Consider the following 14315-nt stretch of genomic DNA (forward strand, 5'->3'; position numbering starts at 1 on the left):
ATGTGGATTACTTCAGAAGTAGAAATTCCAGATGAACTATTTGATAATCTTGAACAAGGAAGGCTTGTATTATTTGTCGGAGCAGGAGTTTCTATGAAAGGGAAATCAAACTTACCAAATTTCGATGATTTAGTTGATGAAATTGCGGAAGCTTTATATGTTGAAAAGCGTGAAAATACAGAACCGCATGATTATTATCTTGGAAAAGTTGCGAAGACGAAAGATGTACATCAAGTTGCACAAGATCTTGTTGATGTGAAAAATTCAAAACCGAATCCATTACACTATGCCATTCCACGGCTTTTTTCAGATGATATTGATGTTCGCATCGTTACTACAAATTTTGATCAGCATTTTACAAGTGTAATTCGGGAAATGAATCCAGATATTAATATATATTACGCACCTGCACTTCCAACAGGTAGAGCGTTTAAAGGTTTAGCATATATACACGGCAATGTAGAACAGGAAAAAGAAAATTTAATATTAACGGATGGCGATTTTGGAAGGGCTTACTTAACAGAGGGTTGGGCAAGAAGATTTTTAGTTGATTTATTTTCAAATTATACGGTGTTATTCATCGGATATAGTCATAATGATCCTGTCATGAAATATTTAGCAACAGGTTTACCACCGAGTACAAAACGTTATGCATTTGTTGCACAAGGAGATAATACATATCACTGGGAGCATTTAGGAGTAAGGCCCATTGTTTATCCAAATAAGGCGAACAATCATCAGGCACTTGTTCAAGCGGTGAAGCGCTGGGCTGAATTAATGGGAGATAATTATATTACAAAAAGAATGCGGATTCGTGATATCGTGACAGTTCCACCATCAGTTGAACAAGAGCAATTATCATATATAAAACAATCAGTAAAAAAAATTGAAACACTCCGGTATTTTATAGAATTTGCTCGCGATTATGGATGGGTAGAATGGTTAGAGGCAGAAGGCAAAATCCAAAATTTATTTTTGCTTTCCACTATTCATAGTGAAGAGGATGAATTGTTGGCCGAGTGGCTCGTCAAACAATTTCTTTTTAGCCACCAAAAAGAATTATTTCAGCTTATTTATAAAAATCACTCAAAAATTTCTCCTTTGTTATGGCGAACGATTTGTACGTATTTAAACGAAGCAAAAGAGCCAATTGAACCGCTATTATTCGCAAAATGGACATTGCTCTTACTGGAAACAGCAGAAAAAAATAGTAGCTCTATAGAATTGGTTTCATATTTGTTACATAAATGTTCCTTTCCTGATCATAAAGAAATTTTCGTCTTATTGTTGGCGTTTATTTTGGATGGGAAAATTAAATTAAAGCGTGTCAGAAGATGGGAACACGATATGCAAGATTCAATTGAATTAGAGGAGACAAGCCGTTTACCAGTTCCCGTATTTGCATTTGTACAAAGAATCTGGGATGAAAGAATGAAACCGCATATCGCATATTTTGCTGACCCAATTATGGTTATGGGGTTAGAAAAAATCCAAATGTTATTTTTAAGGCAGACTGCACTGCAGAAAAAGGACGGTGTGACATATAATACAGTCGAATTTTCAGAGCATGATTTACAGCCGAAAGATTTTACATTTTTAATTCGTATTGTAAAAGAATGTCTCGCCTATTTATGTGAAAATAATAAGAGAAAGGCAAACTACTATATCGCCCAAATGATAGAAACAGATAGTATAGTACAAAAACGGATTGCAATAGCTGCGATGAGTAAAAATTTATTTGTAACTGACGATGAAAAAATCAAATGGCTACTAGAACAAAAATTACTTTTACATGTTACATATAGGCATGAAGTATTTAAATTTTTAAAGAAGCATTATCCATTTACCTCGGAACAAAGAAAGCAAGAAGTGTTACAAAAGGTTATGAAACACCTTGTTAATGAGAGGGCTTTTGATGTTTGTCTTATTATGGATTTACTTTATACATGTGATCCAAATAGTAATTGTACAGTACAAGCATATAAAAAAATGAAACAAAAACATCCTCATTTTTCCCCAGAACGTTACGGTGAAAAACGAGTAGAGGATGCTGTACAAAGTATTACATGCAACGTAACGGCCGATGGATTATTGCAGTTGAAAGACCATGAAATGATGAAACAAGTTAGGCTTTTTTCTCATGATGGTATTTTTGAACAGCGTCATTTTTTAGAAATGTTATCAAAAGCATGTAAATTGGATACAGAGTGGAGTATTTCGCTTGCGTATCAATTAGTAGGGGAAAGTAATGTAAGTAATGAAGTATGGTTTGTCTGTATTCGGGCATGGAGAAATAATCGTAAGCTTACAAATCAACAAATACAAAAAATCATTCCACTCCTGCAACAATTTGTAAGAAATACATCTTTTCATTGGTTAATTAGCAGTTTTCTTTATGAAATCAGCAATCGATTAGAAGAATTCCAAGAGAATAGTATACGTGTGGTGAAACGTTTTGCCTTTTCTTTATTTCCTCAAGTAATGAAAGGTGATCCGAATTTTAAGATAGAAGAGCATGATTTTTATAATGAATCTATTCAACATCCTATTGGAAAGATGACGTCAGTATTATTAAAGTTACTAGCATATGACCACTTATACGATCGGAATATTCATGAATACTTGTTTTTATTTGAAGAACAAATGCGAACATTTTCACAGAGTACAAACTTCATGTTTGCACGATTAACAGCAGATATAACATTTTTATATCATATTGAGAAACAATGGTGTAGAAAAAATTTGCTACCTTATCTCGATTTAAAAAAACAAGAAAAATCAATAAAATATGCATGGGCAGGACTTTGCTATACACAAATAAATTTACCGTTATTTACAGAGATAAAGCGACATATTAAATATGCAGTCGAGCATTTATATTTGTTACATCCACATACAAAAGAAGTATTCTTAAAGTGGCTCAGCTTTGTTTTTATAAAATGTGTATTATATTGGGAACAGCGAGCAGATTGGTTATATCCGCTTTTTATACAGGAAACGGAAAATGACAAAATTAAGTTTATGGAACATTTATGTTATTATGTGAAAACATTAAGCGTGAGAGAACAACAAAAATTTTGGGAAGCTTGGTTAGCTGGATTTTTAATTGAACGTCCAAAAATGAGTTCCGTAACTGGTAGGGAATATGTCATGTTTTTACGTTTTGTATTATGTATGGATGAAGTTGCCGAAAAAGGATTACAAACAATTCTTACTCGTTTCTCTCCACCATCAGAACGTTACGATCAAGCGGAAATGAAACAACTATTTTTGTCTATTTTGGAAAAGAAAAATAATATGAAATATCATGTAGAAGCCTATGGTGAGTTGTTTTTTTCGTTATTACAAAACCTTCATGAGGCAAATTCTTTTGAAAATGAAATCATTGAGATTAAACAATTGTTAACAGAGTACCAAGTGGAGAAACATTTGCTAATATCTATTCAAAACGAAATGATTCGTATTGGACTTGTGACGACAAATTTACAAGATTAATAGTGGGTAAAGAGTGGAATTTTTAAAAAATAACTAAAAAGGTGTTGACAGTATTTAAAAAAGCATTCTATAATACGAATCATAACTTATTCAATTTCAAAAACATTTGAATAAACAAAGTGCAATGAAGAGATCACAGTAGTGAGGATCTTACTGTAACAGAGAGCTGATGGTTGGTGTGAATCAGTACAGGGATAATCATGAATTACAGTCTTGGAGCATCTTTTTCGTAGTAAAGATTTGTTTTCTTTATGAAGGAAAGGCGGTCAAATGATCGTTAACAGTGAAGAGAGGTAGACGAAATAAGTCTACAACTAGGGTGGTACCGCGATAAATATCGTCCCTACTGATTGGATCAGTAGGGACTTTTTGTATTTTTGTGGCCCAACTTGAAAATGGAATATAACATGCGGTGAAAGGAAAAGAAGTAGTAGTTGTTTCCCTGTAACAGAGAGCTGGTGGTTGGTGTGAACCAGTACAAAGACAAGTGCGAATTACAGTCCTGGAGCATCTTTTTCGTAGTAAAGATAATTGTCTTTATGAAGGGAAAGACGGTCGAATGATCGTTAACAGTGAAGAGAGGTAGACGAAATAAGTCTGCAACTAGGGTGGTATCGCGATAAATATCGTCCCTACTGAGTAGATCAGTAGGGATTTTTTGTACACATAAAAGGCGGAATCGATCTCATAATAAGTTTTTGTGGAGTTTCAATTCAGAAAATAGGGAATTTTTATTCTCTTCACATAGTTTTAAACATTAAAAGGAGGATTTTAAAATGGCAAATCATGAGTTAGAACAATTACGTAAACAGGTGGATAAAATCAATTTACAGTTACTAGAGCTTTTAAATGAACGAGGTAAAATTGTTCAGAAGATTGGGGAACAAAAACAAGTGCAAGGTACGAAACGTTTTGACCCAGTTCGTGAGCGTGAAGTACTGGATATGATCGCAGAACATAATGAAGGGCCATTCGAAACTTCAACAGTTCAACACATTTTCAAAACGATTTTCAAAGCGAGCTTAGAATTGCAAGAAGATGACAACCGTAAAGCATTACTTGTTTCACGTAAAAAGAAAAAAGAAAATACAATTGTTGATGTAAAAGGTGAATTATTAGGAAATGGAACACAAACATTCATCATGGGTCCTTGTGCGGTAGAAAGTTTAGAGCAAGTTCGCCAAGTGGGGCAAGCGATGAAAGCACAAGGATTAAAATTAATGCGCGGCGGTGCTTTCAAACCGAGAACGTCACCATACGACTTCCAAGGATTAGGGGTTGAAGGCTTACAAATTTTACGCCAAGTAGCTGATGAATTCGATTTAGCGATTATCAGTGAGATTTTAAATCCAAATGATGTAGAAATGGCTCTTGATTACGTTGATGTCATTCAAGTTGGGGCACGAAACATGCAAAACTTCGATTTATTAAGAGCTGTGGGTAAAGTAAATAAACCTGTATTATTAAAACGTGGTTTAGCAGCGACAATTGATGAATTCATTAATGCAGCTGAATACATCATCGCACAAGGAAATGATCAAATTATACTATGTGAGCGCGGTATCCGCACATACGAAAGAGCGACACGTAACACATTAGACATTTCAGCAGTACCGATTTTAAAGAAAGAAACACACTTACCTGTTGTTGTGGACGTAACGCATTCTACAGGACGTAGAGATTTATTATTACCTACTGCAAAAGCAGCACTAGCAATTGGAGCAGATGCAGTCATGGCAGAAGTACATCCAGACCCAGCAGTTGCATTATCTGATTCTGCACAGCAAATGGATATTCCAGAGTTCCATAAATTCATGGAAGAGTTAAAAGGATTTAAAAATAAATTATCTTAATTTCATATTGAATATGCGTAGAAAGGGAAACAGTAGTGCTTATCTCCCTGTTTATAGAGAGCTGATGGCCGGTGAGAATCAGTACAAAGATAAGCATGAATTACAGCCCTAGAGCATCTTTTTCGTAGTAAAGATCATATCTTTATGAAGGGAAAGACGGTCTCATAGATCGTTAACAATGATAAGAGGTAGACAAAAAAATAGTCTACAATTAGGGTGGTACCGCGATATGAATCGTCCCTACTGAGCGCTCAGTAGGGACTTTTTTGTACAAAAAAATAATAAAGGGGTAAGAGAAATGAGATATATTACAGCTGGAGAATCACATGGTCCGCAGTTAACTGTTATTTTAGAAGGTGTACCTGCAGGATTATCGTTACAAGCAGAACATATTAATAAGGAATTATTAAGAAGACAAAAAGGGCATGGTCGCGGGAGACGCATGCAAATTGAAACGGATACAGTAGAGATTGTAAGTGGTGTGCGCCACGGAATAACACTTGGTTCACCAATTACATTAATCGTAAAAAATGATGATTTCAAACATTGGACGAAAGTAATGGGGGCTGAACCTATTTCGGAGCAAGAAAGTAAAGAAATGAAACGTACAATTACAAAACCACGTCCAGGACATGCTGATTTAAATGGTGCAATTAAATATGGTCACCGTGATATACGAAATGTTTTGGAACGTTCTTCTGCAAGGGAGACAACTGTAAGAGTAGCTGCTGGTGCAGTTGCAAAACAAATTTTAAAAGAATTAGGTGTGCAAATTGCAGGACATGTTCTTGAGATTGGCGGGATACAAGCAAATCGTGTAGGCCGACTACTAATAGAAGAAATTCAAACAATTACAGAAAATTCACCTGTGCGTTGCCTAGATAAAGAGGTAGAGCAAAAGATGATGGATGCTATCGATACTGCAAAAAGAAGTGGGGATTCAATAGGTGGAATTGTAGAAGTAATTGCGGAAGGGATGCCAATTGGTGTTGGTAGCTACGTACATTATGATCGTAAATTAGATGCAAAACTCGCGGGAGCAATTATGAGTATTAATGCTTTTAAAGGTGCTGAAATTGGGATTGGATTTGAGGCGGCAAGGCAGCCAGGAAGCTTAGTGCACGATGAAATCCTATGGGATGAAGAAAAAGGCTATACAAGAAAAACAAATCATGCAGGTGGATTAGAAGGTGGTATGACTACAGGAATGCCAATTGTAGTAAGAGGTGTAATGAAGCCGATTCCTACATTATATAAGCCACTTGCGAGTGTAGATATTGATACGAAAGAAACATTCCAAGCAAGTATTGAACGATCTGATAGTTGTGCAGTACCAGCTGCAAGTGTTGTTGCAGAAGCTGTGGTTGCATGGGAGCTTGCGGATGCATTAGTTGAACAATTCGGAAAAGACCGCATGGAATTAATCAAGCAAAATATTACGCAGCATAACAAATATGCAAAAGAATTTTAAAAAGGATGGATGCCAGATGAAGGTAAAAGAGCAATTATCATCATTACAGCCATATAAACCAGGTAAATCGGCGCAGCAAATGAAAGAGATATATGGGGATCATTCATTTGTAAAATTAGCATCAAATGAAAATCCATTCGGTTGTTCACCACGTGTTATAGAAGAGTTGCAAAAAGCATGGCATGAACATGCCTTATATCCAGATGGAGGAGCTGTAGAACTTCGCCAAACAATTGCAGAAAAACTACAAGTTCAAAAGGAACAAATTATATGTGGAAGCGGACTTGATGAAGTCATTCAAATTATAAGCCGTGTGGTACTTTGTAAGGGTGATAATGTAGTAACAGCAGGAGAAACTTTCCCGCAATATCGTCATCATGCAGTTATTGAAGGGTGCGAAGTGAAAGAAGTAGCTTTAAATAACGGTGTATATGACTTAGACGAAATTTCTTCAGAGGTTGATAACAATACAAAAATCGTTTGGATTTGTAATCCGAACAATCCGACAGGCACATATGTAAATGAGCGAAAATTGACTCAATTCATTGAGGGAATTAGTAAAAATACGTTAATTGTCATTGATGAAGCGTACTATGAATACGTAACAGCAAAAGATTTCCCAGAGACATTACCGCTTCTAGAAAAACATAAAAACATTCTTATACTAAGAACGTTTTCTAAAGCATATGGATTAGCATCATTCCGTGTTGGGTATTCGATTGGACATGAAGAGTTAATCGAGAAATTAAATGTTGTACGTTTGCCGTTTAACGTATCTTCATTGGCACAAAATGCAGCAACGATTGCCTTAAGCGATGAGTCATTTATTGAAAAGATAGTACGTGTTAATACAGAGGGGCTGCAACAATACGAAAGTTTTTGTAAGAGAAATGAAATTCCATTCTATCCGTCGCAAACAAACTTCATCTTCTTGCCGGTAGATGATGCGGGAGAAATTTATGAAGCTTGCGCGCACGCAGGGTTTATTATTCGTCCGTTTCCAAATGGTGTCCGTATTACAATCGGAACAAGGGAACAAAATGAAGGAGTGATTTCAGTGTTAAAACAACACTTTGAAAATAAAAAACATAAGTCTCGAGATGAGGCCAATGTGTAAAAAGGTAGTATTAATTGGAACAGGATTAATAGGAGGCTCTCTCGCATTAGCAATTAAGAAAGAGCACGATGTAACGATAACAGGTTATGATTTATTTAAAGAGCAGGTAGAGCGTGCGAAAGAATTACATGTATTAGATGAAGTAGCAATAGATTTACAGCGTGCATGCGAAGAGGCAAATTTAATTATTTTTGCCTCTCCAGTTGAAGAAACGAAGAAGTTATTACACAAACTAGCGTCATTTCGTTTACGGGATGATGTAATAGTGACCGATGTTGGAAGTACAAAAGGAACAATTATGAATGAAGCGGAAGCTTTATTTTCAAAGAAAGTTTCTTTTATTGGCGGACATCCGATGGCAGGGTCTCATAAAACTGGTGTTGAAAGTGCAAAGGCGCATTTATTTGAAAATGCATTTTACATTTTAACACCGATGAATCATGTGCCAAATGATCAAGTGGAAGAGCTAAAAGTATGGTTGAAAGGAACAGGATCACATTTTCTCGTCTTAAATACAGAAGAACACGATTATGTAACAGGAATCGTTAGTCATTTTCCGCATCTTATTGCGGCAGGTTTAGTAAAACAAGTCGAGAAACATGCAGGAGATAATCCACTCATTCATCAACTAGCTGCAGGTGGATTTAAAGATATTACACGTATCGCATCTAGCAGTCCGAAAATGTGGAGTGACATTGTAAAGCAAAATCGTGAGCATTTAATGGTATTATTAAAAGAGTGGATCTCTGAAATGGAAGAGTTATATAAGACGGTTTCTATAGGAGATGCAGGCGAAATACAAAACTACTTTGCAGATGCGAAAGAATATCGTGATTCTTTACCAGTGAGAAAAAGAGGAGCTATTCCTGCCTATCACGACTTATACGTCGATGTTTTAGATAAAGTAGGGGCATTAGCTCATATTACGAGTATTCTTGCGCGAGAAGAAATTAGCATTACGAACTTACAAATATTGGAAGCGCGTGAAGGGTTGCTTGGGGTATTACGTATTAGCTTCCAAAGAGAAGAAGATCGTATGAAAGCAAAACTAGCGCTTGGAAAAGAAGAATACCAAACATATGAAACAATTTAAATGAGAAGGTGAAAACGTGAAAGAAAGAACAATACAACCTGTTAATAACGGATTGAATGGAACCATTACAATTCCTGGTGATAAATCCATTTCACACCGCGCTGTTATGTTTGGCGCAATTGCAGAGGGAAGAACAACAATTAAAGGCTTTCTACCTGGTGCAGACTGTTTAAGTACTATTTCTTGTTTTAAAGAAATGGGAGTAGACATTATGCAAAACGGTGATGAAGTTATTGTAATCGGAAAAGGAATTGAAGGTTTACAAGAACCAAAAGCTGTATTAGATGTTGGTAATTCTGGAACTACGATACGATTAATATCAGGAATATTGGCAAACACGCCATTCTTTTCTTGCGTACAAGGTGATGCTTCTATCGCAAAAAGACCGATGAAACGCGTAACCAATCCATTAAAGCAAATGGGCGCAAACATTGATGGCCGAGAAGACGGGACGTACACACCGCTAACAATAAGAGGTGGAGCATTAAAAGCAATCCAATACACTTCCCCAGTTGCAAGCGCACAAGTAAAGTCAGCTATTTTACTTGCAGGTCTTCGTGCAGAAGGTGTAACAGCTGTTACAGAACCGCACATTTCACGCGATCATACGGAAAGAATGCTTGAGGCGTTTGGTGTTACAGTAACTCGTGAAGGGAAAACTGTAAAACTAGCAGGTGGCCAGAAATTAACTGGAATAGACGTTCAAGTTCCAGGTGACGTATCATCAGCGGCATTTTTCTTAGTAGCAGGAGCCATTATTCCAAATAGTAAAATACAACTACAAAATGTAGGAATGAATCCGACTCGTACAGGTATTATAGATGTTTTAGAGAGAATGGGTGCTACGTTCACTATAGAACCAATTAACGAAGGAGCATCAGAACCAGCTGCAAACATTACTATTGAAACATCTTCACTAAAAGGAATCGAAATTGGCGGGGATATTATTCCAAGATTAATCGATGAAATTCCGATTATCGCATTAGCGGCAACGCAAGCTGAAGGAATTACGGTTATTAAAGATGCACGTGAGCTAAAAGTGAAAGAAACGAATCGTATTGACACAGTTGTTGCTGAACTAACGAAACTAGGAGCTCGTATTGAAGCAACAGATGACGGAATGATTATTTACGGTAAATCAACTTTAAAAGGCAATACAGTACATAGTTACGGTGATCACCGCATTGGAATGATGCTTGCAATCGCCGGCTGTATAGCTGAAGGAAAAACAACGATTCAAGATGCAGAAGCAGTAGGTGTATCGTATCCTACATTCTTTCAGGAATTGAGCAAACTACAAACCGAATTGGAAAAAGCATAAAGTGAAACTTTATATGGTATACAGGGGACATGATAAAAGTAATTAGTAAGTACAGCTTTTTGTTTTATGGTAAATCTTTATTTGGAAGATAGTGTGTGTTATATCGAGATATAATAATTATAGAAAGGTCGATGTATATTCCATCGACCTTTCTGATTTTTTAGATAGGATTTTATCCGCATGAGTACGAATGTAATAAAGGGAATAGGAGGAGAAAGTCATGAAAGTAATTGAATTAGCAGAGCGACAATATAGAGAAGCGATTGCTTTATCTGAATATGCCTTTCAATATAAGGTACCGGAAGATCAAATTGAAAAGCGTCTTACATTAATGAAAAAACACCATCAACTATTTGGAATTTTGGAAGGAGATCAACTCGCAGCAAAACTGCACCTTCTTCCATTCGAAATAAATATTGGTGATGAAATGTTTAAAATGGGTGGAATTGCAGGAGTAGCGACATACCCAGAGTATAGACGGAGTGGGCATGTAAAAGAATTACTGAAGTATGTGCTACAAAAAATGAAACAAGATGGATTTAGTGTATCAATGTTACATCCATTTGCAGTTTCATTCTATAGAAAGTATGGATGGGAACTATTTGCCAATCGTTTCATATGTTCCATGACGAAGAGTGATTTAGTGATGCAGAAGCATGTGAAAGGGAATGTGAGACGTTTTAATAAAGATTCACATCCAAAAGAAATAGAAGCAGTATATGAGCAATTTGCAAAGCGATTCGTTGGTATGCTAGTTCGAAGTACGGATTGGTGGACGCAAGCAGTTTACCATGATTTGACGGCAGCGGTCTATTACAATGAAAAAGATGAAGCTACTGGTTATATGCTGTACAAAATAAATGATTCAAAAATGACAGTGGAAGAATTTGTACCGCTAAATAATGAAGCTCGAAATGGACTTTGGAATTTTATTTGCCAACATGATTCTATGATAAAAGAGCTTAAGATGATACTAAGTGAAACAGAGCCATTACTTTATACTTTACAAGAGCCTCGAGTGAAGACTGAAATTACTCCTTATTTTATGGCTCGAATCGTAGATGTGGAGCAGTTTTTAAATCAATATCCATTTGTTTGGAGTAATCAACAAAATAATGTCATTTTACATATTTCAGACTCATTTGCCTCATGGAATAATGTGACGGTTAAATTACAAAGTAAAGAAGTAGTAATTATTAATAAAGAAGAAACAGAAAAATGGAACAGTAGAGGAATCCATTTAAATATAAATGATTTATCAGCAATGTTATTCGGATATAAGCGTCTATTAGAGTTATACGAAATGGACCATATTTTAGGGAGTGAGGAAGAAGTAAAAACACTTGAACATTTGATTCCATTACATAAGCCGTTTATTTATGATTTCTTTTAAAATTTCAAATAAAAAGCACGATTTGAAAAGTGCTTTTTATTTTGTTGAAATAGAAAGATGATTAGATATACCTTTAGATGCCTAAGTATGTTATAGTAAGTGAAGTATGTATATAAAAGTATCGAAATTGGAGGAAACACATGATTACAGTTAGTAACGTAGGATTGCGCTTTGCGGACAGAAAATTATTTGATGATGTTAACATAAAATTCACACCAGGTAACTGCTACGGTTTAATCGGAGCAAACGGTGCTGGTAAATCAACATTTCTAAAGATTTTATCTGGAGAAATTGATCCATCAACAGGTGATGTAAACATCACGCCAGGTGAGCGTTTAGCAGTATTAAAACAGAACCACTTCGAATACGAAGAGTTTCCTGTATTAGAAACAGTAATTATGGGTCACACACGTCTTTACAAAGTAATGCAAGAAAAAAATGCAATTTACATGAAAGAAGATTTCAGTGATGAAGACGGTATGCGTGCTGCAGAACTGGAAGGTGAATTTGCTGAGCTAAACGGTTGGGAAGCTGAATCTGAAGCTGCAATTCTTTTAAAAGGCCTAGGCATTGGAGAAGACGTTCATGACAAAAAATTGTCAGAATTAACAGGGGCAGAGAAAGTAAAAGTATTACTTGCTCAAGCATTATTCGGTCAACCTGACATTCTATTATTAGATGAGCCTACCAACCACTTAGACTTAAAAGCGATTCAATGGTTAGAGAACTTCTTAATGAACTTTGAAAATACAGTTATCGTTGTATCCCATGACCGTCACTTCTTAAATAAAGTATGTACGCACATGGCGGATCTTGATTTCGGTAAAATTCAATTGTATGTTGGTAACTATGACTTCTGGTATGAATCAAGCCAATTAGCATTAAAACTAACACAAGATGCAAATAAGAAAAAAGAAGAGAAAGTAAAAGAGTTACAAAACTTCATTGCACGCTTTAGTTCAAACGCATCTAAAGCGAAGCAAGCGACTTCTCGTAAAAAATTATTAGATAAAATTACATTAGATGATATTAAACCATCATCACGCCGTTATCCATTCGTTGGCTTCACACCAGAGCGTGAAGTAGGAAATGACTTATTAACTGTAGAAGGTCTTTCAAAAACGATTGATGGAGAAAAAGTGTTAGATAATGTGTACTTCACATTATCAAAAGGTGATAAAGTTGCATTTATCGGACGCAATGATATTGCGATGACAACATTATTTAAAATTCTTATGGGTGAAATGGAGCCAGATAGCGGTTCATTTAAGTGGGGCGTTACAACATCTCAAGCTTACTTCCCAAGAGATAACTCTAAGTACTTCGAGAACAGTGAATATAACTTAGTTGAATGGTTACGTCAGTTCTCTCCGCAAGATGAAACAGAAAGTTTCTTGCGTGGCTTCTTAGGTCGTATGCTATTCTCTGGTGAAGAAGTAAAGAAAAATGTTTCTGTATTGTCAGGTGGAGAAAAAGTTCGTTGTATGCTTTCTAAAATGATGTTAAGCGGAGCAAACGTATTAACACTTGATGATCCAACGAACCATTTAGACCTTGAGTCTATCACAGCATTAAACAACGGTTTAATCGCATTTAAAGGAACATTACTATTTACATCTCATGACCATCAGTTCGTACAAACAATTGCAAATCGTATTATCGAAGTGACACCAAACGGTGTAATCGATAAAGAAGCAACATACGATGAGTTCTTAGAAAATGTAGAACTTCAAAAGCAAGTAGATGCAATGTATCAAGGGAAATAATCTGTAAAACAAAACCCTCGCACTTAGAATAGAGCGAGGGTTTTGTTTTTTTACTATATGTACATCAATTAAAAAACCGACATAAAACCCCTTTTTTTAGGTGGGGGAGAGCTTCTGGCCATGCATAGAAGCGGTCAGGGCCTTTTTCTGCCACATGCGAAGTAAAAACAGAAAGAGCAAACGAGTGTAAGTTACTTTTTATTCTGCATAGCAGGGATTTGTATATATATAAATGTGTACATTTTTTTCAATATTCATGAAATTATATTGAAAAGAAGTTACATATAATGAAAAATTACATGTCTTTCCAAACGGAACCGGTCTGTTCAGATTAAATATATTCTTTTCGTATCACAAAGCTAATGTTAAATGTACAGGAGAAATAATGGAATTAAATGTTGTTTATAGAAGTTAATAATAAAAAATATGTATGTGAATTATAATTTTTTACATATAAAGGACGCAGTAAGAAGAAATTTTCTCAGAATGAATAAATTAGCAGCAATAAATCCAATTGGTAATTTTGGAAATAAGAATGTTTGCGGAGTGAAGAATAAAAGTTTATAGTGGGGAGTGTCCTAATAACCGGACGGATTTTTAGAAAGTTAGATAGAAATAAAAAATGTTACAAATGCATTTTATTAAATATATATCTAGGTCAACATATTTAATAAGAAATAGTTGAATAAATACAACCTTAAACTTATAATTACTAATATTCTTCATAAGGTTAAAGAAAAGTGAGGGTTGTTTTGGGAAAGTAAATTCAAAACAGAGGTAGACTTATAAAAAATAAACCTTGGATG

General features: G+C 35.5%; 8 protein-coding genes and 3 other annotated features. All 8 genes read left to right on the forward strand.

Annotated elements, in window-relative coordinates; genetic code table 11:
- The 8 genes from ORL93_RS02400 (at window position 1) to ORL93_RS02435 (ending at window position 13509) form a co-directional block, all read left to right on the forward strand.
- Complete coding sequence (locus ORL93_RS02400) at window positions 1–3495, forward strand: DUF4020 domain-containing protein (RefSeq protein WP_265958565.1); 3495 nt, start codon at window positions 1–3, stop codon at window positions 3493–3495.
- A 115-nt stretch (window positions 3496–3610) separates the two neighbouring features.
- Window positions 3611–3843, forward strand: a binding site (T-box leader).
- 55 nt (window positions 3844–3898) lie between these two features.
- Window positions 3899–4132, forward strand: a binding site (T-box leader).
- A gap of 139 nt (window positions 4133–4271) precedes the next feature.
- On the forward strand, window positions 4272–5348 hold the full coding sequence (locus tag ORL93_RS02405; RefSeq protein WP_003198427.1) for a bifunctional 3-deoxy-7-phosphoheptulonate synthase/chorismate mutase: 1077 nt from the start codon (window positions 4272–4274) through the stop codon (window positions 5346–5348).
- A 9-nt stretch (window positions 5349–5357) separates the two neighbouring features.
- Window positions 5358–5593 (forward strand) — a binding site (T-box leader).
- Window positions 5594–5646: 53 nt separating this feature from the next.
- Window positions 5647–6819: a chorismate synthase gene (aroC, locus tag ORL93_RS02410; RefSeq protein ID WP_098160221.1), complete on the forward strand. Its 1173-nt coding sequence runs from the start codon at window positions 5647–5649 to the stop codon at window positions 6817–6819.
- Between the two features lie 16 nt (window positions 6820–6835).
- On the forward strand, window positions 6836–7936 hold the full coding sequence (hisC, locus tag ORL93_RS02415; protein WP_265958566.1) for a histidinol-phosphate transaminase: 1101 nt from the start codon (window positions 6836–6838) through the stop codon (window positions 7934–7936).
- A complete protein-coding gene (gene tyrA, locus ORL93_RS02420) occupies window positions 7929–9029 on the forward strand; it encodes a prephenate dehydrogenase (RefSeq protein WP_098160223.1) in 1101 nt (366 codons plus the stop codon). Before hisC ends, tyrA begins: the two co-directional genes overlap by 8 nt.
- A 16-nt stretch (window positions 9030–9045) precedes the next feature.
- A complete protein-coding gene (aroA, locus tag ORL93_RS02425; RefSeq protein ID WP_098160224.1) occupies window positions 9046–10350 on the forward strand; it encodes a 3-phosphoshikimate 1-carboxyvinyltransferase in 1305 nt (434 codons plus the stop codon).
- Between the two features lie 220 nt (window positions 10351–10570).
- Window positions 10571–11743 carry a GNAT family N-acetyltransferase gene (locus tag ORL93_RS02430; RefSeq protein ID WP_098160225.1) on the forward strand — a complete coding sequence of 391 codons (1173 nt, stop codon included), beginning with the start codon at window positions 10571–10573 and terminating at the stop codon, window positions 11741–11743.
- Between the two features lie 140 nt (window positions 11744–11883).
- The gene (locus ORL93_RS02435) at window positions 11884–13509 is read left to right on the forward strand and encodes an ABC-F family ATP-binding cassette domain-containing protein (protein ID WP_006095166.1); all 1626 of its coding nucleotides are present in this window, start codon (window positions 11884–11886) and stop codon (window positions 13507–13509) included.
- The last annotated feature ends 806 nt before the right edge of the window (window positions 13510–14315 follow it).

Source organism: Bacillus sp. DHT2, from assembly GCF_026241455.1.
Lineage (GTDB): Bacteria > Bacillota > Bacilli > Bacillales > Bacillaceae_G > Bacillus_A > Bacillus_A pseudomycoides.

Bases quoted from the DNA above. Each gene is read 5' to 3' on its own strand.
- ORL93_RS02435 (WP_006095166.1), top strand. From the start codon at position 11,884: ATGATTACAGTTAGTAACGTAGGATTGCGCTTTGCGGACAGAAAATTA.
- aroC (WP_098160221.1), top strand. From the start codon at position 5,647: ATGAGATATATTACAGCTGGAGAATCACATGGTCCGCAGTTAACTGTT.
- ORL93_RS02400 (WP_265958565.1), top strand. From the start codon at position 1: ATGTGGATTACTTCAGAAGTAGAAATTCCAGATGAACTATTTGATAAT.
- tyrA (WP_098160223.1), top strand. From the start codon at position 7,929: ATGTGTAAAAAGGTAGTATTAATTGGAACAGGATTAATAGGAGGCTCT.
- hisC (WP_265958566.1), top strand. From the start codon at position 6,836: ATGAAGGTAAAAGAGCAATTATCATCATTACAGCCATATAAACCAGGT.
- ORL93_RS02405 (WP_003198427.1), top strand. From the start codon at position 4,272: ATGGCAAATCATGAGTTAGAACAATTACGTAAACAGGTGGATAAAATC.
- ORL93_RS02430 (WP_098160225.1), top strand. From the start codon at position 10,571: ATGAAAGTAATTGAATTAGCAGAGCGACAATATAGAGAAGCGATTGCT.